Annotated in this window: 23 protein-coding genes; 15 read left to right on the forward strand and 8 right to left on the reverse strand. The window is 72.0% G+C overall.

Going from position 1 to position 25,996, the window contains the following annotated elements:
• The first annotated feature begins 175 nt into the window (after positions 1-175).
• The 6 genes from E6U81_RS11535 to hypE are packed head-to-tail and all read left to right on the forward strand — an operon-like array spanning position 176 to position 6,520.
• Positions 176-571 carry a hydrogenase maturation nickel metallochaperone HypA gene (locus E6U81_RS11535; RefSeq protein ID WP_136229986.1) on the forward strand — a complete coding sequence of 132 codons (396 nt, stop codon included), beginning with the start codon at positions 176-178 and terminating at the stop codon, positions 569-571.
• 3 nt (positions 572-574) lie between these two features.
• Positions 575-1,558, forward strand: a complete 984-nt coding sequence (hypB, locus tag E6U81_RS11540; protein ID WP_136229987.1) for a hydrogenase nickel incorporation protein HypB — start codon at positions 575-577, stop codon at positions 1,556-1,558.
• Entirely contained in the window at positions 1,558-3,969 is a 2,412-nt protein-coding gene (gene hypF / locus E6U81_RS11545) for a carbamoyltransferase HypF (protein ID WP_136229988.1), read from the forward strand. The genes hypB and hypF overlap by 1 nt, the downstream gene beginning before the upstream one ends.
• Complete coding sequence (locus E6U81_RS11550) at positions 3,938-4,297, forward strand: HypC/HybG/HupF family hydrogenase formation chaperone (protein ID WP_240803765.1); 360 nt, start codon at positions 3,938-3,940, stop codon at positions 4,295-4,297. The genes hypF and E6U81_RS11550 overlap by 32 nt, the downstream gene beginning before the upstream one ends.
• Positions 4,294-5,436 (forward strand): hydrogenase formation protein HypD, encoded by a 1,143-nt coding sequence (hypD, locus tag E6U81_RS11555; protein WP_136229989.1) that lies wholly within the window; start codon positions 4,294-4,296, stop codon positions 5,434-5,436. The genes E6U81_RS11550 and hypD overlap by 4 nt, the downstream gene beginning before the upstream one ends.
• Entirely contained in the window at positions 5,429-6,520 is a 1,092-nt protein-coding gene (hypE, locus tag E6U81_RS11560) for a hydrogenase expression/formation protein HypE (protein ID WP_276615803.1), read from the forward strand. Before hypD ends, hypE begins: the two co-directional genes overlap by 8 nt.
• Before the next feature lie 37 nt (positions 6,521-6,557).
• On the opposite strand, the gene E6U81_RS11565 is transcribed toward hypE, so the two are convergent.
• From E6U81_RS11565 to E6U81_RS11575, 3 genes are all read right to left on the reverse strand, one after another.
• The gene (locus tag E6U81_RS11565; RefSeq protein ID WP_136229990.1) at positions 6,558-6,752 is read right to left on the reverse strand and encodes a hypothetical protein; all 195 of its coding nucleotides are present in this window, start codon (positions 6,750-6,752) and stop codon (positions 6,558-6,560) included.
• A gap of 189 nt (positions 6,753-6,941) precedes the next feature.
• Positions 6,942-7,325 (reverse strand): hypothetical protein, encoded by a 384-nt coding sequence (locus E6U81_RS11570; RefSeq protein ID WP_136229991.1) that lies wholly within the window; start codon positions 7,323-7,325, stop codon positions 6,942-6,944.
• Positions 7,326-7,461: 136 nt separating this feature from the next.
• Positions 7,462-9,162 (reverse strand): M4 family metallopeptidase, encoded by a 1,701-nt coding sequence (locus tag E6U81_RS11575; protein WP_136229992.1) that lies wholly within the window; start codon positions 9,160-9,162, stop codon positions 7,462-7,464.
• A 346-nt stretch (positions 9,163-9,508) separates the two neighbouring features.
• Here E6U81_RS11575 and E6U81_RS11580 point away from each other — a divergent pair, with 346 nt between their 5' ends.
• From E6U81_RS11580 to E6U81_RS11595, 3 genes are all read left to right on the forward strand, one after another.
• Complete coding sequence (locus E6U81_RS11580; RefSeq protein WP_136229993.1) at positions 9,509-11,458, forward strand: M20/M25/M40 family metallo-hydrolase; 1,950 nt, start codon at positions 9,509-9,511, stop codon at positions 11,456-11,458.
• Positions 11,459-11,888: 430 nt separating this feature from the next.
• Positions 11,889-13,007, forward strand: a complete 1,119-nt coding sequence (locus E6U81_RS11590; protein WP_136229994.1) for a winged helix DNA-binding domain-containing protein — start codon at positions 11,889-11,891, stop codon at positions 13,005-13,007.
• An 84-nt stretch (positions 13,008-13,091) separates the two neighbouring features.
• On the forward strand, positions 13,092-14,792 hold the full coding sequence (locus E6U81_RS11595; RefSeq protein WP_136229995.1) for an AMP-binding protein: 1,701 nt from the start codon (positions 13,092-13,094) through the stop codon (positions 14,790-14,792).
• A gap of 124 nt (positions 14,793-14,916) precedes the next feature.
• Here the strand turns inward: E6U81_RS11595 and E6U81_RS11605 are convergent, their stop codons facing one another.
• Together E6U81_RS11605 and E6U81_RS11610 are read right to left on the reverse strand one after the other, a co-directional pair.
• Positions 14,917-15,405, reverse strand: a complete 489-nt coding sequence (locus E6U81_RS11605; RefSeq protein ID WP_136229996.1) for a glutathione peroxidase — start codon at positions 15,403-15,405, stop codon at positions 14,917-14,919.
• Between the two features lie 54 nt (positions 15,406-15,459).
• On the reverse strand, positions 15,460-16,389 hold the full coding sequence (locus E6U81_RS11610) for a hypothetical protein (protein WP_136229997.1): 930 nt from the start codon (positions 16,387-16,389) through the stop codon (positions 15,460-15,462).
• 266 nt (positions 16,390-16,655) lie between these two features.
• Here E6U81_RS11610 and gcl point away from each other — a divergent pair, with 266 nt between their 5' ends.
• The 3 genes from gcl (at position 16,656) to E6U81_RS11625 (ending at position 20,679) form a co-directional block, all read left to right on the forward strand.
• The gene (gene gcl / locus E6U81_RS11615; protein WP_136229998.1) at positions 16,656-18,443 is read left to right on the forward strand and encodes a glyoxylate carboligase; all 1,788 of its coding nucleotides are present in this window, start codon (positions 16,656-16,658) and stop codon (positions 18,441-18,443) included.
• 200 nt (positions 18,444-18,643) lie between these two features.
• Positions 18,644-20,140, forward strand: a complete 1,497-nt coding sequence (locus E6U81_RS11620) for an APC family permease (protein ID WP_240803766.1) — start codon at positions 18,644-18,646, stop codon at positions 20,138-20,140.
• A gap of 83 nt (positions 20,141-20,223) precedes the next feature.
• Positions 20,224-20,679: a hypothetical protein gene (locus E6U81_RS11625; RefSeq protein ID WP_136229999.1), complete on the forward strand. Its 456-nt coding sequence runs from the start codon at positions 20,224-20,226 to the stop codon at positions 20,677-20,679.
• 398 nt (positions 20,680-21,077) lie between these two features.
• Here E6U81_RS11625 and E6U81_RS11630 read toward each other — a convergent pair whose 3' ends face one another.
• The 3 genes from E6U81_RS11630 to E6U81_RS11640 all read right to left on the reverse strand — a co-directional run bounded on the left by E6U81_RS11630 (position 21,078) and on the right by E6U81_RS11640 (position 24,573).
• Entirely contained in the window at positions 21,078-22,535 is a 1,458-nt protein-coding gene (locus E6U81_RS11630; RefSeq protein WP_136230170.1) for a catalase, read from the reverse strand.
• Between the two features lie 238 nt (positions 22,536-22,773).
• Positions 22,774-23,664: a 2-hydroxy-3-oxopropionate reductase gene (locus tag E6U81_RS11635; RefSeq protein ID WP_136230000.1), complete on the reverse strand. Its 891-nt coding sequence runs from the start codon at positions 23,662-23,664 to the stop codon at positions 22,774-22,776.
• 75 nt (positions 23,665-23,739) lie between these two features.
• A complete protein-coding gene (locus tag E6U81_RS11640; protein ID WP_136230001.1) occupies positions 23,740-24,573 on the reverse strand; it encodes a TIM barrel protein in 834 nt (277 codons plus the stop codon).
• 125 nt (positions 24,574-24,698) lie between these two features.
• Between E6U81_RS11640 and E6U81_RS11645 the strand changes: the two genes are divergently transcribed.
• From E6U81_RS11645 to uraD, 3 genes are all read left to right on the forward strand, one after another.
• Positions 24,699-24,950: a hypothetical protein gene (locus E6U81_RS11645; RefSeq protein ID WP_078959365.1), complete on the forward strand. Its 252-nt coding sequence runs from the start codon at positions 24,699-24,701 to the stop codon at positions 24,948-24,950.
• On the forward strand, positions 24,947-25,330 hold the full coding sequence (locus E6U81_RS11650) for a helix-turn-helix domain-containing protein (protein ID WP_136230002.1): 384 nt from the start codon (positions 24,947-24,949) through the stop codon (positions 25,328-25,330). Before E6U81_RS11645 ends, E6U81_RS11650 begins: the two co-directional genes overlap by 4 nt.
• Positions 25,331-25,484: 154 nt before the next feature.
• Positions 25,485-25,991 carry a 2-oxo-4-hydroxy-4-carboxy-5-ureidoimidazoline decarboxylase gene (gene uraD / locus E6U81_RS11655; protein ID WP_136230003.1) on the forward strand — a complete coding sequence of 169 codons (507 nt, stop codon included), beginning with the start codon at positions 25,485-25,487 and terminating at the stop codon, positions 25,989-25,991.
• The last annotated feature ends 5 nt before the right edge of the window (positions 25,992-25,996 follow it).

Genomic DNA, 25,996 nt, shown 5'->3' on the forward strand with positions numbered 1-25,996 from the left:
CCGTCGTCCTCCAGGTCCTTCCCGACCTCAGGCGCTACCTGCGTATGCGCAGCATGTGACACCACGGCCGCCGCACCCCCCGCCGAACGGCGTACGGGGGGTGCGGCGCACCGGCGTGCCCGACCGCCGCACCCCCGTTCCGCCGGTGTAATGAGCCCCGGCAGGACGGAGTCCGATGCACGAGATGTCGATCGCCATGGCCGTCGTGGGCCAGGTGGAAGAAGCCGCCGGGGCGGCCGGCGCGCACGCCGTCACGTCCGTACGGCTCCGGGTGGGCGAGCTGGCGGGTGTGGTGCCCGACGCGCTGACCTTCTGCTTCGAACTGGCCTGTGCCGGAACGGTTCTCGACGGCGCCGAGCTCGTCACCGAATCCGTGGCGGCCCGCGCCCGCTGCGCGACCTGCCCCGGCACCTGGGCCGTGGGGATGCCCCCCGAGCTGTGCTGCCCCGGATGCGGCAGGGCCACGGACGTGGAACTGCTGTCGGGCCGCGAGCTGGAGATCCTCAGCGTCCGCTGGGAGGACGGCCCCGCCGGCGCCCGTACCCGCGAACCGATTCCCGAGGAGGCCTGAACCATGTGCCGAGTGGTCGATCTGCGGCAGGCGGTACTCGCCAAGAACGACGACGCCGCCCGGGCCCTGCGCACCGGACTCACCGCCCGCGGTACGACGGTGGTCAACCTGCTCTCCAGCCCCGGCAGCGGCAAGACGGCGCTCCTGGAGCGCGAACTGCTCCTGGCACGTGAACGATCGGTGCCGGTCGCCGCACTCACCGCGGACCTGGCCACCGAGAACGACGCGCTGCGGCTGGCCCGTTCGGGCGTACCGGTCAAGCAGGTGCTCACGGACGGGCTCTGCCACCTGGAGGCCGGGATGCTCGGCCGGCACCTGGACGGCTGGCTGCCCGAGGAGACCCGGATCCTCTTCGTGGAGAACGTGGGGAACCTGGTCTGCCCGGCGAGCTACGACCTGGGGGAGACGCTGCGGGTGGTGCTCGCCTCGGTGACCGAGGGCGAGGACAAGCCGCTGAAGTACCCGACCGCCTTCGGGCTGGCGCAGCTGGTGGTCGTCACCAAGACCGACATCGCGCAGGCCGTCGAGTTCGACGAGGCCGCCTTCCGCGCGAACGTCGAGCGCGTCAACCCCGGCGTGGAGATCGTCATGACCTCGGCCCGCAGGGGCGAGGGCCTCGGGCTCCTGCTCGACCGGGCGCTGGCCGCCGGGGACGGGACCGGGACGCACACCCCGGTGATGGCCGGCCGGCAGCAGGCACAGGGCCACGACCACGGACACGGGCACCTGCACGGACACGGACACGAACACGGGTCCGACGGCCATCACCACCACCACGGCGCCGGCCACTCCCACGGCCCGGACCACGATCACGAGCACGGCCGCTCCAACGGACCCGGGCACGCCCCCGCCCACTCCCACGCCGACCCCGGCCCCGATCACGCCCACGCCCACAGCGACGGCCCCGACCCCGTGTACGGCCAGGGCAACGGCTCCGGGCACGGGCACCCGCGCCCGCACGTCCAGCCCGCCGCGCAGCCCCGCTGATGGAGGCGGTCCAGCGCCGCCGCGTCACCGTCCGCGGCGTGGTCCAGGGCGTCGGCTTCCGCCCCTACCTCTACACCCGCGCGACCGGGCTCGGCCTCGCCGGACACGTCACCAACACCCCCGAGGGCGTCGTCGCCGAGGTCGAGGGCGCCCCGGCCGCCGTCTCGCGGTTCTGCGAGCACCTCGCGGCGGACGCGCCCCCGCTGGCCGTCGTGGACGCCGTCGACCACCACGAGGTACCCGTCGCGGGCGGCGCCGGATTCACCATCATCGCCTCCCGCACCGGTGGCCCCGCGCGGACCCTCGTCTCCCCGGACGTCGCCACCTGCGCCGACTGCCTCGCCGAGCTCGCGGACCCGGCCGACCGGCGCCACCGGCACCCGTTCATCACCTGCACGCACTGCGGGCCGCGGTTCACCATCGTCACCGGGCTGCCCTACGACCGAGCCCACACCACCATGGCCCGCTTCCCCATGTGCCCCGACTGCGCCCGCGAGTACGGCGATCCCGCCGACCGCCGCTTCCATGCCCAGCCGGTCGCCTGCCCGGCCTGCGGCCCCCGGCTGACCCTGCTCACCGGGCGGACCGGGCGGCCCCCCTGCGAGACCCCGGACGAGGACCCGATCGCCGGGGCCCGCCGGCTCCTCGCGGCCGGAGCGATCCTCGCCGTCAAGGGCCTCGGCGGCTACCACCTCGCCTGCGACGCCACCCACCCGCGCGCCGTGGCCGAGCTGAGGCGCCGCAAGGCCCGCGGCGACAAGCCCTTCGCCCTGATGGCCCGCGATGTCCGCGACGCCGAACGGTACGCGTACATCGGCCCCGAGGAACGCGCCCTGCTGGAGGGCGGCGTGCGGCCCGTCGTGCTGCTGCGCCGCCGCACCGCCGCCGACCCCGGGGGTCCGCCGGGCGTACTCGCCGAAGGGGTCGCCCCGCGCTGCCCCGACCTCGGGGTGATGCTCCCGTACACCCCGGTCCACCACCTGCTGCTCGGCCTGCCCGGTGACCCGCCGGGCCCCCGCCTGCTCGTCATGACCAGCGGGAACCTCGCCGGAGAGCCCATCGTCACCGACGACGACGAGGCCCTGGAACGGCTCGCCGGCCTCGCCGACGCCTGGCTCACCCACGACCGCCCCATCCACGTGCCCTGCGACGACTCCGTGGTGCGGGTCTGCGACGGTGAGACGCTGGCCGTCCGGCGCGCCCGCGGATACGCCCCGCTGCCGATGGCACTGCCGCTGCCGGTCCCCGCGACCCTCGCCGCCGGCGGTGACCTGAAGAACACCTTCTGCCTCGGCGAGGGGCGCCGCGCCTGGCTGTCCGCCCACATCGGCGACATGGACGACCTCGCCACCCAGTACGCCCTCGAACGCGCCGAGCGGCAGCTGGAGTCCATCACCGGCGTCCGCCCCGTACTCCTCGCGGCGGACCGGCACCCGGGCTACCGCTCCGCCCAATGGGCGCGGCGCACCGCCGGATCCCGCCCGCTCGTCCGCGTGCAGCACCACCACGCGCACATCGCCTCCGCCCTCGCGGAACACGGCCTCGACGGCGGACACCCGGTGATCGGCGTCGCCTTCGACGGCACCGGCTACGGCGACGACGGCGCCGTGTGGGGCGGCGAGGTCCTCCTCGCCGACTACGCCGGCTACACCCGCTTCGCCCACCTCGGCTACGTGCCGCTGCCGGGCGGCGACGCTGCCGTGCACCGCCCGTACCGGATGGCGCTGGCCCACCTGCGGGCAGCCGGCCTGGCCCGCACCCCGGACCTGCCCTGCGTCGCGGCGTGCCCGCCCGACGAACTGCGCGTACTGGAACGCCAGCTGGAGCGCGGCCTGAACTGCGTGCCGACCTCCAGCATGGGGCGGCTCTTCGACGCCGTGTCCTCGCTGGCCGGCGTCTGCCACCACGCCGGCTACGAGGCGCAGGCCGCGATCGAGCTGGAGGCCGCGGCCCTCGGCGCGGGCGCGGCCGGCCCCCACTACGCCTTCGGGCTGCGCGTCCCGCAGGGCCCCGGCGCCGGCCCGGTGGTCGCCGACCCGGCGCCGCTGCTGACGGCCGTCGTGGCCGACGTACGCGCGGGCACGCACCCGGGGACGATCGCCGCCGGCTTCCACGCCGGCATCACCGCCCTGGTCGGCGAGCTCTGCGCGCTCGCGCGCGAGCGGCACGGCCTGGACACCGTCGCGCTGACCGGCGGCGTCTTCGCCAACGCCCTGCTGTCCTCCGCGTGCGCCCGCACCCTGCGGGCCGCCGGGTTCACCGTTCTGCGCCACGGCCGGGTGCCCCCGAACGACGGCGGGCTGTCCCTCGGCCAGCTCATGGTGGCGGCGGCCGCCGCCCCGGAGCAGTACCCGCACCACCCACAGCAAGGAGAAGCCCATGTGCCTGGCGGTACCCGGCAGAGTGCTTGACATCGGGGAGAAGGACGGCACCCGCATGGCTACCGTCGACTTCGGCGGCGTGCAGAAGGAGGTGTGCCTGGAGTACCTGCCGGACCTTCAGGTGGGCGAATACGCCATCGTCCACGTGGGCTTCGCCCTCCAGCGCCTCGACGAGGAGTCGGCCCGGCAGACCCTCGCGCTCTTCGAGGAACTCGGCATGCTCCAGGAGGAGTTCGGCGATCCATGGGAGCAGGCGGCCGCCCAGGCCGAAGCCGACTCCCCCTGGCCCTTCGCCGACGGGCCGTTCGCCGGAGAGGCCACCGCACCCCAGCAAGCCCAGGAAGAAGGCCGGCCGTGAAGTACATCGAAGAGTTCCAGGACCCCGCCCTCGCGCGCCGGCTGCTCGACGACATCCACGCCACCGTGACTCGCCCCTGGGCCCTCATGGAGGTGTGCGGCGGCCAGACCCACACCATCATCCGGCACGGCATCGACCAACTCCTGCCGGAACAGGTCGAGTTGATTCACGGTCCGGGCTGTCCGGTGTGCGTCACCCCGCTGGAGGTCATCGACAAGGCGCTGGAGATCGCCTCCCGGCCCGACGTGATCTTCTGCTCCTTCGGGGACATGCTCCGGGTGCCCGGCACCGGCCGCGACCTGTTCCAGGTGCGCAGCGAGGGCGGCGACGTACGCGTCGTCTACTCCCCGCTCGACGCCCTGCGCGTCGCCCAGGAGAACCCGCAGCGCCAGGTGGTGTTCTTCGGCATCGGCTTCGAGACCACCGCCCCGCCCAACGCCATGACGGTCCACCAGGCGAAGAAGCTCGGCATCCACAACTTCAGCCTGCTGGTGTCCCACGTCCGGGTGCCCCCGGCGATCGAGGCGATCATGCAGTCGCCGAGCTGCCGCGTCCAGGGCTTCCTGGCCGCCGGGCACGTGTGCAGCGTGATGGGCGTGAGCGAGTACCCCGAGCTGGCCGCGCGCCACCGCGTGCCCATCGTGGTGACGGGCTTCGAGCCCCTGGACATCCTGGAGGGCGTACGCCGGGCCGTGCGGCAGCTGGAACGCGGCGAGCACACCGTCGACAACGCCTACGCGCGCGCCGTCCGCCCGGAGGGCAACCCGGCCGCCCTGGCCATGCTGGAGGACGTCTTCGAGGTCACCGACCGGGCCTGGCGCGGCATCGGCGTCATCCCGGACAGCGGATGGCGGCTGTCCTCCCGCTACCGCGACTTCGACGCCGAGCACCGCTTCTCGGTCACCGGCATCAACACCCGGGAGCCGGCCGAGTGCCGTAGCGGCGAAGTGCTCCAGGGGCTGCTGAAACCGCACGAGTGCGAGGCCTTCGGCACCCTGTGCACCCCGCGCAGCCCGCTCGGCGCCACCATGGTCTCCAGCGAGGGTGCCTGCGCCGCGTACTACCTCTACCGGCGGCTCGAACTGGGCACCGTGCCCGCCGCCGCGACCACCCCGCTGGAGGCGAGCCCCGTTGTCTGACGCCGCTACCACCGCCACCCCCACCCCCTCCCCCACCCTCGACGTCACGGGCTGGACCTGTCCGGCGCCGCTGCGCGACCGCCCGCGCGTGGTGATGGGCCACGGCGGCGGTGGCGCGCTCTCCGCCGAACTGGTCGAGCACCTCTTCGCCCCCGCGTTCGGCGGTGACGTGCTGGCCCAGATGGGCGACTCGGCGGCCGTCCGCCTCGGGGGCGTCCGGCTGGCCTTCTCCACCGACTCCTACGTGGTGCGACCGCTGTTCTTCCCCGGAGGCGGCATCGGCGACCTCGCCGTCAACGGGACCGTGAACGACCTGGCGATGAGCGGGGCGTGGGCGGCGTACCTGTCCTGCGGGTTCATCCTGGAGGAGGGCGTCGAGATGTCCGTGGTGGCACGGGTCGCCGAGACCATGGGCGCCGCCGCACGGGCGGCGGGCGTGGAGATCGCCACCGGCGACACCAAGGTCGTCGAGGCCGGCCACGGCGACGGCGTCTACATCAACACCGCGGGCATCGGGATCATCCCCGACGGGGTGGACCTGCGCCCGCAGCGGGTCGTACCGGGGGACGTCGTGATCGTCAGCGGCGAGATCGGCCTCCACGGAGTGGCGATCATGAGTGTCCGGGAGGGCCTGGAGTTCGGCGTGGACGTCGTGAGCGACTGCGCCGCCCTCGGCGGCCTCGTCCAGAGCATGCTCGCCGTCACCCCCGACCTGCACGTCCTGCGCGACCCCACCCGGGGCGGACTCGCCGCCTCCCTGAACGAGATCGCGGCCGCCTCGGGCACCGGGGTCGTGATCCAGGAGCGCAGCGTCCCGGTCCCCGCGGCCGTCGCCAACGCGTGCGCGATCCTCGGCCTCGACCCGCTGTACGTGGCCAACGAGGGCAAGCTGGTCGCCTTCGTGCCGCGCGAGCACGCCGAGGCCGTACTGGACGCCATGCGCGCCCATCCGCTGGGCCGGGGAGCGACGGTCATCGGCGAGGCCGTGGACGCCCACCCGGGCCTGGTCGTGGCCCGCACCGCCCTCGGCGGCACGCGCGTGGTCGACCTTCCGATCGGCGAGCAGCTGCCGCGCATCTGCTGACGTACGGGCCGGGCGGCGGCGGGCGGGGCGGGTCGGGTCAGCGGTCGTCCCGCATGTCGTCCAGGTCCCGCTCGCCCAGATCCCGCATCACGTCCCGCATCGTCGCGTCCTCCCGGCCCCGCTCGTGCGCGACCTCGTCCGGGGTGCGCGGCCGGCCGCCCGTCTTCATCCGGTCCGGATCCGGCGACCGCCCGCGGATCCGCTCCTTCTTGTTGCCCTTCTCGCCACCCATGACCGTTCACACTCCTTCCGTGCGTACCGGCCCCTGCCCTGCGGATACCCGTCCGACGCTGCCGGAACCGCGGGTCAGCCGGCCGGGTTGTGTCCCTCGGCGGCCGGCGCAGCAGGGCCGTCCACCCCCTTTCCGGGTGCCCCGGAAAGGGGCGGGCACAACCTCTGACCTGCCATGATGGATGTGACGTCACTCTCCGCGCGAGCGGCTGCCGGCATCCCCGGACGCCATGGCCGCGCGCACCTCGCGCACGGCCCGCTCCGGATCGTCGACGGAGACGGCGACCCGGCCGAAGGGCGCCCCTTCGGCCAGCTCCAGGCAGAGCACGGCGCTCTCCGCCTTCACCGCGACGAAGTCCTCCCCCGCGGGCCTCGCCCGGACCCCGCTGCACCGCCCCGGGGACCACCTGCCCGAACCGGGCTGCCCGCGCAGTACGCGCCACCAGCTCCTCTCGACGCGAACCTCGCGCAGCACCGACACGGGCACGCGCACCTGCCGCCGCCGCGCCGCCAGCCCCTCGCGCACCCCCAGCCGCACCACGACCTCGCCCCCGTCCACCTCCACCCGCGCCATGACCGCTCACCGCCTTCCTGCGGCGCGCCTCCCCAGGAACGCCGCACCCACACCCGTCAGCGCACGGCGGCCGGGTCGGCGCGCCCAGGACACCGTCATCATCCGATGAGCGGACGTGCCGACCCGGCCCTGGTGCTCAGGCGGGGAGGCCCACCTTCTCGTACGCCTCGTCGATCGCAGCCCGGGCGGCGGACTGCAGCGCGGTGTTGCCGAAGAGGTACGTGCCGGTGACGTCCCGCAGGGCGCGTCGCATGTCCGAGAAGTCAGACGTGCTCAGCAGCCGCACCAGGGCGAGGTAGATCAGCAGCGCCCACTCCTCGACCTTGAGGACCGGCCGGCCCGCCGCGTCCACCGAGGTGAGCAGGTTGAACATCGCCTTGTTGTGGATGTTGCTGTTGGTGTGCACCCCGCCGCTGTCGTGGGTCGTGTTCAGATAGTCGTCCATGTGGTCGGGATCGCCGGTCCGGGTGGGATCGCTCAGGTCGCGCAGCGGTTTCCCGTTGCCGCCCATCCCGGCCCCGAGCTCCCAGCTCCAGGTGCGGACGTCGTGGCGGTCCGGCGCCTGGTACCAGTTGGAGATGATGATGCCCATCGTGTCCGACAGCGACTCGTTCAGGGCGCCGGACTGGTCCTGGTAGATCAGGTTGCTGGAGGTCTCGATCACCCCGTGGGTCATCTCGTGCGCGATGATGTCGAGATGCCGGGCCAGGCTGACCAGCCGGCCTCCCTCGGACACCTGGCCGTACCACATCCGCCCCTTGAACCAGACGGCGTTGAACCACTCGGGTCCCGGTCCGTCCTCGTGGTAGGTGCAGTTGACCAGGGAGACCAGGTCCATGTCGGCGTCGTCGATGCCGTTGCGGAAGAGCTGGTCGCGGTAGTACTTCTCCACCCGCTCGGCATTGACGTGCGCGGAGACCCCGGCCCGGTGGCCGACACCGAAGTCGGCCTGCGGCGAGCCGATCGCCGCGGTCGGCGGCGGGGCGGTGTCGATGTCCGCGAAGCCCATGTCGTAGGTGGCGATCTGCCGCCACTGGTCGTGCAGGAGGAAGGAGCCGTTCTGCCGGCTGCCGTGGAACCGCTGCCGGGCGCTGACCTCGTCCTCGCCCTCCAGCCTGATCGGTACGGTGATCGTGGGGGACATCCCGTAGGACTTGAGGATCTCGCCGGAGTGCGCGTCGACGAGGTATCCGGTGAGCGGGAATGCCTCGCGCGGCGACGCGCCGAGGCCGTGGCCGCGCCGGCCTGCCTCACGGCGGTTCTCCGGCAGTTGGGCCGGCACCTCGCGCAGGTGCCAGGCCAGGTGCCACTGATCGTTGCGGCTGATGTACGTCAAGGTGGGCGGTGGCAGCTCCGCGGCGTCGACCGTGCTCCCGGTCGCCGACTTGACCCGCTCCAGAGCCTCCGTACCCGACAGCTCCGGCACGGGGGTGACGCCCGCCACCTCGCCGAGCCTGCCGTCCATCGACACCAGCCGCTGGTCCTCGTCGATCTCGACCAGCACCTCGGCGCCGAAGACGGGGATCTCCTGCTGGGTCTGCTCGAAGCGGACCAGAGTGGTGCCCGTACCGGCCTGACGGCGTTCCATGCTCAGCACGAGATCGGGCACCCGCTCGGGCCGGTCCTCGCGGACGGCCTCCCGCAGCGCCGGTGACTCCTCCACGGCGAGCTTCTCCGCCAGGTAGAACCGTGCGGCCGATTCGGCCGAGTTGAAACCGCGGGACCTTTCGACGCCCTCCGGGGCGCCCACCCCGCGCACCGACTCGGGCCCTGGAGGCCCGCCGTCCGCCTGCGGGTCGTCGGTGAAGTGATAGCGGAAGCTTTCGAGCTGTGACATGACTGATGACACGACCCTTCGTGCCGCTCCTGGTTGCGTCCCCGCTCCTGTTTCCCCTCCCCTTTGCGCGCGTCCCCTTCGCGGCCTCCCCTTCAAACGTCACATCAGGTGACACCGGCGGCAACCGGGCAGCCCGTAGGGATGCACTGTGCTCCTGCTCCCACAGCCGTCTCCCGTTCAACTGTGCCCCGTTCAACGGCATCCGCCGGGGATGCGGGGATGCGGGGGTGCCACCGCAAGACGACGATGGAGGGGTCGGGAGCCTGTTCTCGGAGCAGCGTGCCCGGCCGTTGGCCGGGCACGTGGCCGTCGGCCCCCCGGGCTCCCGGGTCACGGAGGACTTCAGATGCCTGTGTTCTTCTTCGACATAGGGGGCACCCTGGCCGATGCCCTGCTGGCGGCCGACGAATCGCTGACCCTCCGGCCCCGGCCGCGTGTCATGGCCGTCCTCGACTCCCTCGGCGAGGCCCCGAAGGGCATCCTCTCCGACCCAGGTACGCTTCCACCGGCCACCGTGGCGGCGGCCCTGCACGAGGCGTTCCCCGGCCGCTTCACGGACGACGCCCTCGTGCGCTGGGGGCCGAAGGGCAGCCGGAGCCCCTTCGACGAGGCGGTCGCGAGCGTCCAGCCGCCCGGCTCGGCTCCCGTCGCGTGCGTCTTCGTCGGCGAGGACCCCCAGGAGCGCGCGTTCGCCCGGGAGGCGGGGATGCGCACCGCGGCCCACCCCGTGTTCGCCCGCGCGGCCATGGAGAACCGTCCCGTCTTCTGGACGCGGATCGAGCTGCCGGAGGGACGGGAGCTGTCCGACCTGGCGGTGATCGCGAACGCCGCAGAGGTCGTTCCGGTGCATGTCGCCTCCGCGCGGCTCGTGCTCGCCATGGCGAGCACGAGCGGTGCGACCGCGCTCCAACAAGCCGGATTCACCACCGACTTGCGGGGGAGCGTGGAGGACACGGTGGCCTTCCTCCTCCGCGACAACCGCCCGCTCCCGGCCGTCGAAGCCTTCGAGGCGTTCGCCGGCGCTCCGCCCGGATCCCGGCCGGACGTCGAGGGGGCGCTGCGCGCCACGGCCGTCTTCGGCTACGTCGCCGACGAGCTGGCGGCGACCTCGGCCCCGCCGGTCGCTTCGCTGGGGCCCGCGCCCGGCGGCGTCTATCTCGCGGCGCCCGCCGGGGCCCCGGTGGAGGAGGTGCACCTGCCGGGCGCGAAGCCAGGACACACCGAACGGCTGCTGCCGGACCCGGCGCTCCTCGACTTCCGCACCGAGGCCCTGCCCGGACGCCTCGCGGCGGCGTTCGGGGACGGCCTCCCCTCCCCGGAGACGATCGCCGCGGTCCGCGCGGTCGTGACGTCCGAGGTGCTCAGCCGGCACGTGGCGCGCATCTCCGGCGTCGAGCCGCTGGTGGAGGGCGGACCGCTGAAGGTGCGCAGCCGGGACGCGTCGGCCGAGGACAACGCACGGGTCGTCGAGGCGCTGGCGCGCCGTTTCGAGGACTTGGGCCTGACCGTCCGACTGCACCCGTTCCGGTGGCGCGAGCACCGGCTGCTGAACGTGGAGGCCGAGCACAGCGTCCCCGGCGCGGACGCGACCGTACTCATCACCGCCCACATGGACTCCACTGCGGCGAACGGCGACTTCGTCGACGCTGACGGCGATCCGCGCCCCTACGATCCGGCGGTGGACCCCGCGCCAGGGGCCGACGACGACGGCAGCGGGACAGCAGCCGTCATGGCCGCGGCGGAGTGCCTGAGAGGCTTGCTCGACGACGGCAGGGAGCCCACCCGGAACGTGCGCTTCGTACTGTTCAACGCCGAGGAGCAGGGCCTGGTCGGGAGCAAGTTCTACGCACGGGCCGCCGCTGCGGCGGGTGACCGCATCGCCGGGGTCTTCCAGATGGACATGATCGCGGGCAGGCAGCAGGGGAGCAGCCCCGTCGTCGAGATCCACGCCGGGTCCCTGGTGGCGGGCCCGGTCGTGAGCGCGTCCGACGCGCTGGGCGAACGGGTCGCCCGTACCGTGCCGGTCATCGACTCCGCCGTGACGGTGCAGCAGCTCACCGGTCCCGCCGACCCGGCGGCGGGGCGCAGCGACCACGCGAGCTTCCACGAGCGGGGCTGGGCGGCCGTCGCCGTCTCCGAGGACCTGTTCTCCACGCCCGACGGAGACCCCGGCACCGGGACGCGGCAGTACCACACCCCGGGCGACACCCTCCTCGACCAGGACCACAACCCGGAGTTCGCGGCGACCGTGGCACGCTCGGTCATCGCGACGGCCCTGACCTTCGCCGGCCTGTGACGGCGGCGAGGGCCCTGACGGCCGGGCCGAGGGCTGCTGCGTCGTTCGGTACCAGGTGGCTCGGGTGCAACAGGGGAGTAGATCAACGGAGTTGACGGGGCGACTTTCTTGATTTCGTCGATGTCCGTCTGGACGCCCTGGCGCTGCCCCGTGTGGAGCCGGCGAACTCGACCTCCTCCTGCGCAGGACGGCGAAGAGGGAGTTCGGGTTACGGCGGGCGGTGCAGGGCGATCCGGGCCATCCCCGTCGCGCTCCTCGCGCAGCTGCCGGAAGGGGGCGGCCAGCGTCGAGGGGGAGGCGAACCCGCGGCCGTCGCGGGAGACGGCCCAGTCGTGAGGCGGAAGGGAGCCGGGCGCAGGTGGGATTTCCGGTGGCCTTCGATGCCGAGTTGCGGACAGTAGGTGTCCGCAAGGGCGGATAGCTTGCTGTCATGGCTTCCAGGACGACACATCCCGTACTCGACACCCGCGCGCTCAACCGTGCCACGCTCGCCCGCCAACTGCTGCTGGGCCGGGCCGAGATGTCCGCGGGGGACGCCGTCGCCCACCTCCTCGGGCTGCAGGCGCAGAACGTCAAGCCGCCCTACTTCCAGCTGCACGCCCGGCTCGCCGGCTTCGACCCCGCCGAACTGGCCGGCCTCATGGAGTCCCGGGAGGTGGTCCGGATGGTCACCATGCGCTCCACCATCCACACCCACACCGCGCATGACGCCCTCACCCTGCGCCCCCTCGTCCAGCCGGCGCGCGACCGCGAGGTCGACTACTTCCGCAAGGGTCTCGTGGGGGTGGACCTGGACCGGCTGGCCGACCGGGCCCGCGCCCTCGTCGATGGCGCGCCGCGCACCATGGCCGAGATCCGTGAGGACCTGCTGGAGGAGTGGCCCGACGCCGACCCGCAGTCCCTCTCCGTCGCGGCGCGCTGCCGGCTGCCGCTGGTTCAGGTCACACCCCGCGGGGTGTGGGGCCGCAGCGGGCAGGTGCGGCTCACCACCGTCGAGAACTGGCTCGGCGAGCCCGCCGGCGCGGCGCAGCCCGTGGACGACGTCGTCCTGCGCTACCTCGCCGCGTTCGGGCCCGCCTCCGTCAAGGACATGCAGACCTGGGCCGGGCTGACCCGGCTGCGCGAGGCCTTCGAGCGGTTGCGGCCCGGGCTGCTCGTCTTCCGCGACGAGAACGGCGTGGAGCTCTTCGACCTGCCCGACGCGCCCCGGCCCGACGCGGCCACCCCGGCGCCGCCGCGCTTCCTCCCGGAGTTCGACAACCTCCTGCTGTCGCACGCCGACCGGACCCGGGTGGTCGCCCCCGAGGTCAAGGGGCGCAGCTGGACCGGGAACCAGGCCCACTGCACCCTGCTCGTCGACGGGTTCCTCGCCGGCCTGTGGAAGCTGGAGGGCGCGGTGCTCAGCGTCGAACTGTTCGACCGGGTGTCGAAGGCGGCCGAGGAGGAGATCGTCGCCGAGGGGGAGAAGCTGATCGCCGGGATGGGCGGTCTGCCCGACGGGAGCGACCGGCCCGCCCCGTCCGTACGGTTCGCGCCGATCCGCCGCTGAGGCGCGCCCGAGGCGCCGCGAGAGGCAACTCGCGGCTGACGGAGCCCTGGTGGTGCGTACACCGGACGCGGCACGATACCTGCCATGACGACCGAAAGTGCCCGCAGCAGCGCCGTCGCCCAGTTCCTCGCCGCGCGCGACTTCCTGCTGGAGCGACGCGGCGACTACGAAGCCGCCCACACCGGATTCACCTGGCCCCGCCCCCACCGCTTCAACTGGGCCCTCGACTGGTTCGACCACATCGCCGCCGGCAACGACGCCGACGCCCTGCGCATCGTCGAGGAGGACGGCACCAGCGAGGCCCTCTCCTTCGCGCAGCTCTCCGCGCGGTCCGACGCGACCGCCAACTGGCTGCGCGGCCAGGGCGTCGCGCCCGGCGACCGGATCCTCGTCATGCTCGGCAACCAGCGCGAGCTGTGGGAGGTGATGCTCGGCGCGATGAAGCTGCGCGCCGTCGTCATCCCCGCGCCCCCCCTCCTCGGCCCGGCCGACCTGCGCGACCGCGTCGGGCGCGGCCACGTGCGCCACGTCGTCGCGCGGATCGAGGACACGGCCAAGTTCGACGAGGTGCCGGGCGACTACACCCGCATCGCCGCCGGGGACCCGGTCGACCGGGTTCCCGCCGGCTGGCTGCGGCTGGCCGACGCACCGGACGCCGAGGGAGGCTTCACCCCCGACGGGGAGACCCTGGCAACCGACCCCCTGATGCTCTACTTCACCTCCGGCACCACCGACCGCCCCAAGCTCGTCGAGCACACTCACGCCTCGTACCCCATCGGGCACCTCTCCACCATGTACTGGCTCGGTCTGCGCCCCGGCGACGTGCACCTCAACATCGCCTCGCCCGGCTGGGCCAAGCACGCCTGGTCCAACCTCTTCGCCCCCTGGAACGCCGGCGCGACCGTCTTCGTCCACAACTACGCGCGCTTCGACGCCGAGCGCCTGATGGCCGAGATGGACCGGCACGGCGTGACGACCTTCTGCGCCCCGCCCACCGTGTGGCGGATGCTGATCCAGTCCGACCTCACCCGGCTGGCCAGGCCCCCGCGCGAAGCCGTCGCCGCCGGCGAGCCGCTCAACCCCGAGGTCATCGAGAAGGTCCGCGAGGCCTGGGGCGTCACCATCCGCGACGGCTTCGGCCAGACCGAGACCACCCTCCAGGTCGGCAACTTCCCCGGCGTCCCCGTCAAGCCCGGATCCATGGGCCGCCCGGCGCCCGGCTACGAGATCGTCCTGCTGGACCCGGTCACCGGCAAGGAGTCCCCCGACGAGGGTGAGCTGTGCGTGGACCTGCGCGTACGGCCCGCCGGGGTGATGACCGGCTACCGGGACGACCCGGCGCGCAACGCCGAGGCCATGGCGGACGGGCTCTACCGGACCGGCGACATCGCCGCCCGCGACGCCGACGGGTACCTCACCTACGTCGGCCGCTCCGACGACGTCTTCAAGGCCTCCGACTACAAGATCAGCCCGTTCGAGCTGGAGAGCGCCCTGCTGGAGCACGAGGCGGTCGCCGAGGCCGCCGTCGTCCCCGCCCCGGACGAGCTGCGGCTGGCCGTCCCGAAGGCGTACGTCACCCTCGCGGGCGGGTGGGAGCCCGGGCCGGAGACCGCCCGGGTGCTGTTCGAGCACTCCCGCGCCGTGCTGTCCCCGTACAAGAGGATCCGGTGCATCGAGTTCGCCGAACTCCCGAAGACCGTGTCCGGCAAGATCCGGCGGGTGGAGTTGCGCGAGCTCACGGCGGCCGGCTCGGCGGCGGAGTACCGCGAGGCCGATCTGGCCTGAGCAGGGCGGCCGGGGCCGAAGCGGGGGCCGCCGAAGCCGGGGCCCGGCCGGGCCGCGGCATGCCGGGCGGTGCGGCGCCCGGCCGTACGCGGGCGACCGTACGTGAGCGCCCGTACGTGCGTGCTTACGCGGGCAGGTGCGCCTCGATCGCGGCGATGACCTCGGGGGCCTCCGGCTCGGTACGCGGGCGGAAGCGCGCCACGACCTCACCGGCGGGGGAGATCAGGAACTTCTCGAAGTTCCACTGGATGTCCCCCGCCTCGCCGTCCGCGTCGGGGGTCTTCACCAGCTCCTGGTAGAGGGGGTGCCGGTTCTCGCCGTTGACCTCGGACTTCTCCAGCATCGGGAAGGTGACACCGAAGCCGGCCGCGCAGAAGGTCTGGATGTCCTCGGCGTTGCCGGGCTCCTGCCCGCCGAACTGGTTGCAGGGCACGCCGATGACCGTGAAGCCCTTCGTCTCGTACGCGAACTGCAGGCGGGCCAGTCCCGAGTACTGCGGGGTGAGACCGCACTGCGACGCGGTGTTCACCAGGAGGATCGCCTTGCCCTTGTGCGCGGCCAGGCTGGTGGGCTCGTCGGACAGGGTGGTCAGCGGGATGTCGTACAGGCTCACGGGACTCTCCTCGGACAGTCGGCAGGTAATGCCCCGAGCCTAAGGGGTCGGCCGCTACGCCCCCGATCCGACCAGCGCGTCCGCCGGGTCGTTGACCGGCTGCGGCATGCCCGTGAGGTCCATGACGAACAGCGGTATCCCGAGTTCGTCCGCGCGGCTGCGGGCGTCCTCCGTGTACCCGGCGAGCGAGAAGTACACGCTGGTCGCCGAAGCCGTGAGCCCGTTCAGCCAGACGCACTCCACCGCCCGCAGCCCGGCCGGCGCGGTGGTCGGGTCCACCTGGGCCACCAGCCCCGGGGCCCGCAGGTCCACCGCCGCCGAGGGGATCGGGCGCCCGTCGGGCTGCCGTACGTCCTGGAAGCCGAGCCAGCGCAGGTACAGCGCGGCCGTGGCCACCGCGTCCCGCGCCGTACGGATGGTCACCGGCCGGAACGCGGGCCGCGGCACCGCCGTCGTCGGCGGCAGCGGTATGTGCGCCGGGTCCGCACCGGGCCGCGCGGCCGCGGCGCCGGCCGGAGCGGCGGCCGAGGCGGCACCTGCGGCGCCGCCGGGGGCGCCGCCGCGCTGATCCGCCGGGCCGCCCACGCCTCCCGGACCCGCGGCACCCGCAGTGCCCACCGCACCCGCAGGGCCCACCGGACCCGCCTGCGCCCCGGGACCCGCCGAGCCCGCCGTGGCCCCCGGTCCCGCACCCGGTCCCGTACCGGCCTCCGGCTGCTCCAGCGGGTGCACGGGAAGGCGTACCACCGTGCCGCACGATCCGCAGCCCACCTCGGGATGCGGCCACTCGCTCTCCCGCCCGCACGCCGTGCAGCGCACCGTCACCCAGCTGTCCGACCAGGTGCGGTGGGTCAGCAGCAGCGGTGGCGCCGACAGGTCCAGCGGGGGATTGACCGGGCTCCCGCAGGCGCAGGGGAAGACCGGCGCGGTGTAGCCGTTCTCGCGCAGGCACGCCGGGCAGCGCACCGGTACCGCTTCCGCCATGACACCTGGCCCCCTCCGTCGCCGTGCGTAGGTCCATGCTCCACCACCGGCGACCGCCGGGGCGAGCGCGCGCGCCATTTCCGCCCCGTTCCCGCCGACGGATCGGCGATTTGTACAAGTCGTCGAGCGAGATGCGGCTTTTGGTGGTTTCCGAGGTCCCCTACCGCCTTGACGCCGGAGGAGACGCCGCTTAGCTTGTTCCGTATAGCAGAACAAAACTTCCGGATTACGGAAAAGCCTGACCGCCAGACCCGCAGGAGAACCTGATGCCTCGTATGACAGCCGCCGCTGCTGCAGTTGAGATCCTCAAGCTCGAGGGTGTCGAACAAGCGTTCGGTGTCCCCGGTGCTGCGATCAACCCCTTCTACCGCGAGCTCAAGAACGTGGGCGGCATCAACCACACGCTCGCCCGCCACGTCGAGGGCGCCTCGCACATGGCGGAGGGGTACACGCGTGCCAAGGCGGGCAACATCGGCGTCTGCATCGGTACCTCGGGCCCGGCCGGCACCGACATGATCACCGGCCTGTACTCCGCCATCGCGGACTCGATCCCGATCCTGTGCATCACCGGTCAGGCCCCGGTCTCGAAGCTCCACAAGGAGGACTTCCAGGCCGTCGACATCGCCTCGATCGCCAAGCCCGTCACCAAGGCCGCCACGACGGTCCTGGAGGCCGCGCAGGTCCCCGGCGTCTTCCAGCAGGCCTTCCACCTCATGCGCTCCGGCCGCCCCGGCCCGGTCCTCATCGACCTGCCGATCGACGTCCAGCTGACCGAGATCGAGTTCGACCCGGCCACCTACCAGCCGCTGCCGGTCTACAAGCCGCAGGCCAGCCGCGCCCAGGCCGAGAAGGCCCTGAGCTTCCTGCTGGAGTCCGAGCGCCCGCTGATCGTCGCCGGCGGCGGCATCATCAACGCCGACGCCTCCGACCTGCTGGTCGAGTTCGCCGAGCTGACCAACATCCCGGTCATCTCCACCCTCATGGGCTGGGGCGTCATCCCGGACGACCACGAGCTGGCGGCCGGCATGGTCGGCGTCCAGACCTCGCACCGCTACGGCAACGCGACCTTCCTGGAGTCGGACGTCGTCCTCGGCATCGGCAACCGCTGGGCCAACCGCCACACCGGTTACAACCTGGACGCGTACCTGGGCGACCGCAAGTTCGTCCACGTCGACATCGAGCCCACCCAGATCGGCAAGATCTTCGCCCCGGACTTCGGCATCGCCTCCGACGCCAAGGCCGCGCTGGAGCTCTTCATCGAGGTCGCCAAGGAGCTCAAGGCCGAGGGCAAGCTGCCGGACTTCTCCGCCTGGGCCGCCTCCGCCCAGGAGCGCAAGGCCACCCTGCAGCGCCGTACGCACTTCGACAACATCCCCATGAAGCCGCAGCGCGTCTACGAGGAGATGAACAAGGCGTTCGGTCCCGAGACCCGATACGTCACCACCATCGGCCTCTCCCAGATCGCCGGCGCGCAGATGCTGCACGTCTTCAAGCCGCGCCACTGGATCAACTGCGGCCAGGCCGGCCCGCTCGGCTGGACCATCCCGGCCGCCATCGGTGCCGCCACCGCGGACCCGGAGACCCCGATCGTCGCGCTCTCCGGCGACTACGACTTCCAGTTCATGATCGAGGAGCTGGCGGTCGCCGCCCAGCACAAGGTCCCCTACGTCCACGTCCTCGTGAACAACGCCTACCTGGGCCTGATCCGTCAGGCGCAGGGTGGTCTCGGCATCAACTTCGAGGTCAACCTCGAGTTCGAGAACATCAACACCCCGGAGCTCGGCGCCTACGGCGTCGACCACGTCAAGGTCGCCGAGGGCCTGGGCGTCAAGGCCATCCGCGTCACCGACCCGAACGAGCTGGGCGCCGCCTTCGAGCAGGCCAAGAAGCTGGCCCAGGAGTTCCAGGTCCCGGTCGTCGTCGAGGCCATCCTGGAGCGCATCACCAACATCTCGATGAGCAAGACCGTCGACATGAGCGACGTCACCGAGTTCGAGGAGCTCGCGACCGAGCCCGGTCACGCCCCGACCGCGATCAAGGCCCTGCAGGTCTGATCCCCGGCTCCGGCCGTACGCCGCGCCCCCCGTCCCTCCGCGAGGAGGGCGGGGGGCGCGGCGCGTTCGGCCACCGCGTCCGTTCGGGTTCCGACTCGTGTGCGTCGGCCGCCGGCGGCCGGGCCGGCGCGCCGCGGCGCAGGACACTGGCCGGGGCCTCCGGCTGCCGCCGGGTGCCGGAGGAGAGCGAGGTGGCCGGGGTGGCGCAGGCATCGACGGGCGGACCGGACGGCGACAGCGGGGCCGTGGACAGTGGCGACGGGAGTGCCGGGGCCGACGTCGGGCTCGGCGGGTACCGGCAGGAGCTGAAGCGCACGCTGGGCTCCTTCCAGGTGTTCGCGATCTCGTTCGCCTTCATCTCGGTGGCGGTCGGCGTCTTCGCCACCTACGACGAAGTGCTGCGCAGCTCCGGGCCGGTGGGGATCTGGCTCTGGCCCCTCGCCGCGGTGGGGCAGACCCTGGTGGCGCTGGTGGTCGCCCAGTTCGCGGCCCGCATCCCGCTCAGCGGCTCCTCGTACCAGTGGGCGTCCCGGCTGGGCAGCACCCGGACCGGCTGGTGGTTCGGCTGGTTGACCTTCTGCTACCTCGCGATCGCCGTGGTGGCGATCGACAACGCGCTGGCGAGCCAGGCCTTCATGCCGCTCGCCGGTATCGCGCCGGACGAGGGCACCGCCCGGGTGATCACCCTCGTGGTGCTGTTCGTCCAGGCCGTCCTCGCCATCGCCTCGACACGCCTGGTCGGCTGGATCAACTCGGCCGCGGTGGGACTCGAAGTGGTGCTCGTCGTGGTGGTGGCGATCGCCCTCCTCGTCGCCGTGGCGGTCACGGGCGACGGCTCGGCCGGCAACCTCACCTCACGCGGCGTGGCCGCGCACGCGCCCGGCTACTTCGCCGTCGGCGGCGGGCTGATGCTGGCGATGATCATGGGGCTGGCCACCCTCGTCGGCTTCGACTCCGCGGCGAACCTGGCCGAGGAGGCCAAGGACCCCCACCGCAGCGTCCCCCGCGCGATCGTGGGGTCGGTCGTCGCCGCCGGGATCCTCGGCATGCTGCTCCTGATCGCCCTCACCGTCGCCGTCCAGGACCTCCCGCGGATCACCGCCGAGGGTTCGCCGGTCGCGGCGATCATGCGGGACCGGCTCGGGCCGTCCGCCGAGAAGGGGCTGCTCGTCGCGATCTCGTTCGCGTTCTTCGGTGCCGGGATCGTGGTGATGACCGCCTGCTCGCGGCTCGTGTACGCGATGTCGCGTGACGGGCGCTTCCCCGCGCACCGGGTGATGCGCCGGGTGGACCCCCGTACGCGGACGCCGGTCCCCGCGACCCTGCTGATCCTCGCGCTCGGGTGCGTCCTGATGGTCGCACTGCCCGGCGCGGCGCTGCTGGAGCTGATCACGGCGTCGACGATCCTGCCGGCCCTCATCTACGGCGCCACGATCGTCCTCTACCTGGCCGTACGCCGCCGCCTGGGCCGCCGGGAGGGCGCCTTCGACCTCGGCCGCCTGGAACTGCCCGTCGCGGGCTGCGCGCTGGCCTGGACGCTGCTCGCGCTGTTCGCCCTCGTGACCCCGCGGGAGGCCCTGGTCCCCGTCGTGGTGGTGGCCGGGCTGCTCGGGCTGGGAGGGCTGTTCTTCCTCGGCATGCTGCTGTTCGACCGCGAGTCCCTGGAGACCGAACCGGGCGCCGACACCGACTGGTAGGAGCCCTTGGGCCCCGTCTGCCCCGCGTGCGATCCTGGCCGGGCCGCGGCCCGGGCGGGTCGCGTGCCTGATGAGGGGAAGAGATGGCCGAGCCCGGACACCCGCGCGCCTGCGAGGAAGTCCTCACCGTCCGCAGGGAGCTGGCCGGGCAGGTCGTCCGGGCCCTGCAGGACGCGGGCCTGCCCGCCTTTCGCGAGGACGCTCCCGACGGCCCGGGCCGGATGGGTCCGAGGGTGATGGTCGATGCCGACGCCGAGCTGGGGTCGGCGGCCGTCTCCGTCAGCTGGACACCCGATTCCGGCATGGCCCGGGCGGCGAGGGAGGCCTTCCTCGCCGGCGAGGTCGAGGCGCCGGCCGTCCGGCTTTTCGCAACGGCGAGCACCCGAATGCAGGGCGAGCTGATCAGGATCCTGCTGGCGGCGGGGTTCCTCGCGACGTGGGAGAACGACGACATGAACCCGGACCACGTCCAGGTGTTCGGGCGGAAGTCCGACCTGCCGCCCGCCCTGCGGCCCACCTTCGTGCCACCGGCACGCTGAGGGCCGGGGTACGACAAAGCGCCGAGTCACGGGACCGTCCGTGACTCGGCGCTCTGGTTTGTTACCGCCCGACGGTGCGAGGCTGGCGCGACAGGACGTTCGCACCGCCGGGCGGAGTCTGTGGGGAGGAGGTCTCCTCTTCCTGCAGGGCGCTCTGTGCGCAGCCCCTGTAAGAAGAGGAGTGGCTGGGACCGTGGCGGGCGGGCGACGAGAACTCCGGCACCGTCTCCCTCAGGTCAAGAGACGGGCCTCGGAACCCATTACCACCGCACTGGCTCGCACGCTCGCCACGGTCCTCGTCCTGCCCTCGCCGCGTACCACCCCTCATCCGGGTCCACGGGTCGGGCTCAGCACCCGGGGCCTGACCTCCCGTCAGGCCCCCGGTACACCTGTGTGGCTCAGGCGTCGCGCAGGGCGCGCACGGCCTCCTCGACGCGACGGCCGTAGTCGGCGTCGGCGGCGTGGAAGTGAGCCAGGTTCTTCTCGATGACGTCCTCGAGGGTGACCTGGGAGAGGCCGCCGGCGATGTTCGCCACCAGACGCTGCTTCTCGGCCTCCGACATCAGGCGGAAGAGCTCACCGGCCTGGAAGAAGTCGTCGTCCTTGGTGTGGGCCGGGGCCTCGTGGGTGCCCGTGTAGCCGGAGACGGCCTTCGGGGCGCCCAGCGCCAGACCGGTCTCGGCCGGGCCCTGGTACGAGTTGGGCTCGTAGTTCTTGTCGTGGCGCGAGCCGTTGCGCAGCGCCATGACGCCGTCGCGGCCGTAGTTGTCGGCCTTCGTCGCCTTCGGGGCGTTGACCGGCAGCACGGTGTGGTTCACACCGAGGCGGTAGCGCTGGGCGTCGGCGTAGGCGAAGAGTCGGCCCTGGAGCATCTTGTCCGGCGAGGCGGTGATGCCCGGGACGAAGTTGTTCGGGGAGAAGGCGGACTGCTCGACCTCGGCGAAGACGTTGTCCGGGTTGCGGTCGAGGACCAGACGGCCCACGCGCTGCAGCGGGTAGTCGGCGTGCGGCCACACCTTGGTGAGGTCGAACGGGTTGAAGCGGTAGTCCGCGGCCTCGGCGGCCGGCATGATCTGGACGTAGAGGGTCCAGCTCGGGTTCACCCCGCGCTCGATCGCCTGCAGCAGGTCGGTCTGGTGCGAGTTCGCGTCCCGGCCGACGAGCTCGGCGGCCTGCTCGCCGGAGAGGCAGCGGATGCCCTGGTTCGTCTTGAAGTGGTACTTGACGAAGAAGGCCTCGCCCTGCTCGTTCGTCCACTGGTAGGTGTGGGAGCCGTAGCCGTTCATGTGGCGGTACGACGCCGGGATGCCGCGGTCACCCATGAGCCAGGTGATCTGGTGCGTGGCCTCGGGGGCGTGCGCCCAGAAGTCCCAGACGTTGTCCGGCTCCTGCTTGCCCGTGAAGGGGTCGCGCTTCTGGGAGTGGATGAAGTCGGGGAACTTGATCGGGTCCTTGATGAAGAACACCGGGGTGTTGTTGCCGACGAGGTCGTAGTTGCCCTCTTCGGTGTAGAACTTCAGGGCGAAACCGCGGGGGTCGCGCACCGCGTCCGCGCCGCCGAGGGAGTCGGCGACGGTGGAGAACCGCAGGAAGGTCTCGGTCTTCTTGCCGACCGTGTTCAGGAAGGCGGCGCTGGTGTAGGCGGTGACGTCGTCGGTCACCTCGAAGTAGCCGTACGCGGCCGAGCCGCGGGCGTGCACCACACGCTCCGGGATGCGCTCACGGTTGAAGCGGGCGAGCTTCTCAAGGAGCTGCTGGTCCTGGATCAGGAGCGGGCCACCGACGCCGGCGGTGGCGGAGTTCTGGTTGTCGGCGACCGGGGCGCCGGACTCGGTCGTCAGCGTGCGCTTCGACATGGTGACCTTCCGTACGGGTAACTGCTGACGGAAAGCGTCTTCCGTCATGCGGAACAGCCTAAATTCGGCGAGAACTAAACGTCAACAGTTTGTTGAACGAAGTTGTGGGGCGAGATGACCCGGACGGTGCCGGCGCTTGGGCGCGACAGGACAGGTGTCAGCACCGGCACCATCCGGAGACTCGGCGCCCCCTCCTGCGAGGGGGCGTTCCGGGCCCCGTGGGGGCCCGGCGGGGACCTCAGACCTGGGCGCCGGAGAGGCGCTCGACGGCGCGCAGCAGGGCCGAGTGGTCCAGGCCGCCGTCACCCTGGGCGCGCAGCGAGGCGACCAGCTGGGCGACGACCGCGCCGACCGGGAGGGCCGCACCGACGTTGCGGGCGGCGTCGGTGACGATGCCCATGTCCTTGTGGTGCAGGTCGATCCGGAAACCGGGCTTGAAGTCGCGGTTCAGGAAGTTGTCCTTCTTGCGGGTCAGGACCGTGGAGCCGGCCAGACCGCCGTTGAGGACGTCCAGGGCGGCGGTGAGGTTCACGCCCGACTTCTCGAGGAAGACGACGGCCTCGGCGCACGCCTGGATGTTCACCGCGACGATGAGCTGGTTGGCGGCCTTCACCGTCTGGCCGGAGCCGTGCGGGCCGCACAGGACGATCGTCTTGCCGAGGGTCTCGAGGACCGGCAGGGCCTCGTCGAAGTCGGCCTGCTCGCCACCCACCATGATCGACAGGACGGCCTCGATGGCGCCGGCCTCGCCGCCGGACACCGGGGCGTCGATGACGCGGATGCCCTTCTCGGCGGCGTTCTTCGCCAGGTCCACGGAGGTCTGCGGGGTGATCGAGGACATGTCGACGATCAGGGCGCCCGACCGGGCGTTCTCGAGGATGCCCTCGGGACCGTAGTTGATGGCCTCGACCTGCGGGGAGGCGGGCACCATCGTGATGATCACGTCGGCGTCCTTGACGGCCTCGGCGATCGAGCCGGCCGCGGTGCCGCCGGCGGCGGCCAGGCGCTCCAGCTTGTCCTGCTCCAGCGTGAAGCCGGTGACCTGGTAGCCGGCCTTCAGCAGGTTCTCGGACATGGGGGAGCCCATGATTCCGAGACCGATCCAGGCGATCTTGGGGAGGTTGCTCATGATGAGGGTCCTTCTCTTAATGCTTTGTACGAAAAGTGCGTGAGGTGCCTGGCTGATCGCCCGGACTTCGTCCTCTTACTTGGCGGCGCGGGCCTCGGCCGGCAGCCATGCGAAGGAGGCGGCGGCGTCCGCGGCCTTGTACTCGAGGCCTACGTAGCCCTCGTATCCGGCCTTCTTCAGCTGGTCGAGCAGCTCCTCCAGGGGCAGCTCGCCGGTGCCCGGGGCACCCCGTCCCGGCTTGTCCGCGATCTGGACGTGCCCGGTCTTGGCGGCGTACTTTTCGATGACCTCGGAGAGGTCCTCATCGTTCATCGCCAGGTGGTACAGGTCGAGCAGGAACTTGGCGTTGCCGAGGCCGGTGGCCTCGTTCACCTTGTCCACCACCTCGATGCCGGCCGGGGCGCTCACCAGCGGGTAGAGCGGCGACTCGGGCTTGTTGAGGGTCTCGATCAGGAGGACCGCACCCACGCGGTCCGCGGCCTGGGCGGCCACGACCAGGTTCTTCAGGGCCAGCTCGTCCTGGACGGCCGGGTCCACGCCTTCGACGCGGTTGCCGTACAGGGCGTTGAGCGCCTTGCAGCCGACCGAGGCGGCGAAGTCCGCCGCCACGTTGATGTTGGCGTTGAAGCGGTCCGACTCCTCGCCGGGTACCGAGACCGCGCCGCGGTCCGGGCCCGGCAGCTGGCCGGCGTAGAAGTTCAGGCCCACCAGCTGGGTGCCGGCGTCCTCAAGAGCTTTCTTGAGGGCGTCGAGCTCCGACTGTGCGGGGGTGGGGGTCTCGATCCAGGGCCACCACAGCTCGACCGCCGTGAAGCCCGCTGCGGCGGCAGCCGCGGGACGCTCCAGGAGCGGGAGTTCCGTGAAGAGGATCGACAGGTTCACATCGAAGCGCTGGTCCGTGTATCCCATGAGGGGTGTGCGCTCCTTCCGTATTGCGGAAGTTATTTTCTGCTTGATGGAAGACTGCATGGGGCCCCGCGCGGATGTCAAGTGCGGACTCCCGAAAAATCGAGACGGCGCGGTAGCTTGACGGCGTGCGATTGAGAGTGGAGTTCACGACCGAGCCCTTCGATCTCGAAGAGGCCCCCGACCACGCCGTGGCGGCCCGCGAGGTCATCCAGAAGGCCCAGCTGGAGGCGGTGGACGTCGGCCCGTTCGGCAACACCGCGGAAGGCGAGGCCGACCGGGTGCTGTCCGCGGTGACCGCGCTGCTGCGCGACTCCCTGGGGGCCGGGGCCACGCGCGTCACCCTCCAGGTCAACGTGATCGGCGAGGAGACGCCATGACCGAGCCCCGCGACCACCCCTTCGTCGCCGCGGTCAAGCCGCTCGTCGACGCCATGGGCGGCGAGCTGATGGACCCGGCCCGGGCCACGCCCGACGACGTCGTGCTCACCTGGGAAGGGCAGGAGCTGCTCGCCGTGCGGCTGCCCCAGCTCTCGGACTCGCTGGACCACATCCTGGCCGCGCTGGAGCGCCGGCACGGCGTACCGTTGTCCCAGCTCGACCGGAAGTCCAAGCAGGACGTCGTGCGGATACTGGAGGCGCGCGGCGCCTTCTCCGTCCGGCACGGTGTGGAAACGGTCGCGGGCGCCCTGGGGGTCAGCCGGTTCACGGTCTACAACTACTTGAACAGGGAAAACCCCAGCAAGAACAGCCAAGCGTGAACGACTTCTGACTCACGGTGACCAGCCGCCGCCCAATTCGCCCGGGCGGCGGCTTTTGTGTACGGGAAGTTTCAACAAAGTGTTGACGCCGTGTTGTGGAGAGCGTTAGCTATGCGCAGCCCGTCAAAGCAACAACAGGCCACGGAGGCCTACCGTGACTTCGAGTCCGACCCCGGGTCTCACCCGGATCAACACCTTGGACGACGGCGCGGCCACGGCCGAGCTGCACGAGGTGTGCGCCAGCTCGGCGTGGGGGAGCAGGATGCTCGCCCAGCGCCCCTTCGCCACCGCCGAGTCCCTGTTCGCCGCGAACGAGGCCGCCATGGCGGAGCTCACCGCGGAGGACCTGGCCGAGGCGATGGGAGGCCACGCGCCGATCGGCCGGCCGAAGCCGGGAGACCCGACCTCCGCCCGCGAGCAGCGCGGCATGGCCGGTGCCTCGGAGGAGCTCAAGAACGAACTCCTCGAACTGAACCTGGCCTACCAGGAGAAGTTTGGCCACGTCTTCCTCATCTGCGCCACCGGTGCGACCGGTGAGTTCATGCGTGACGCGGTCAAGGTCCGGATCGACAACTCGCCCGAGCAGGAGCGGGAAACCGCCCGCGGGGAGCTCGTCAAGATCAACAAGATCCGCCTGACCCGCCTCGTAGAAGGAGAGTGAGACCG

It is taken from the genome of Streptomyces sp. A0592 (assembly GCF_004795115.1).
Classification (GTDB): Bacteria; Actinomycetota; Actinomycetes; order Streptomycetales; family Streptomycetaceae; genus Streptomyces; species Streptomyces erythrochromogenes.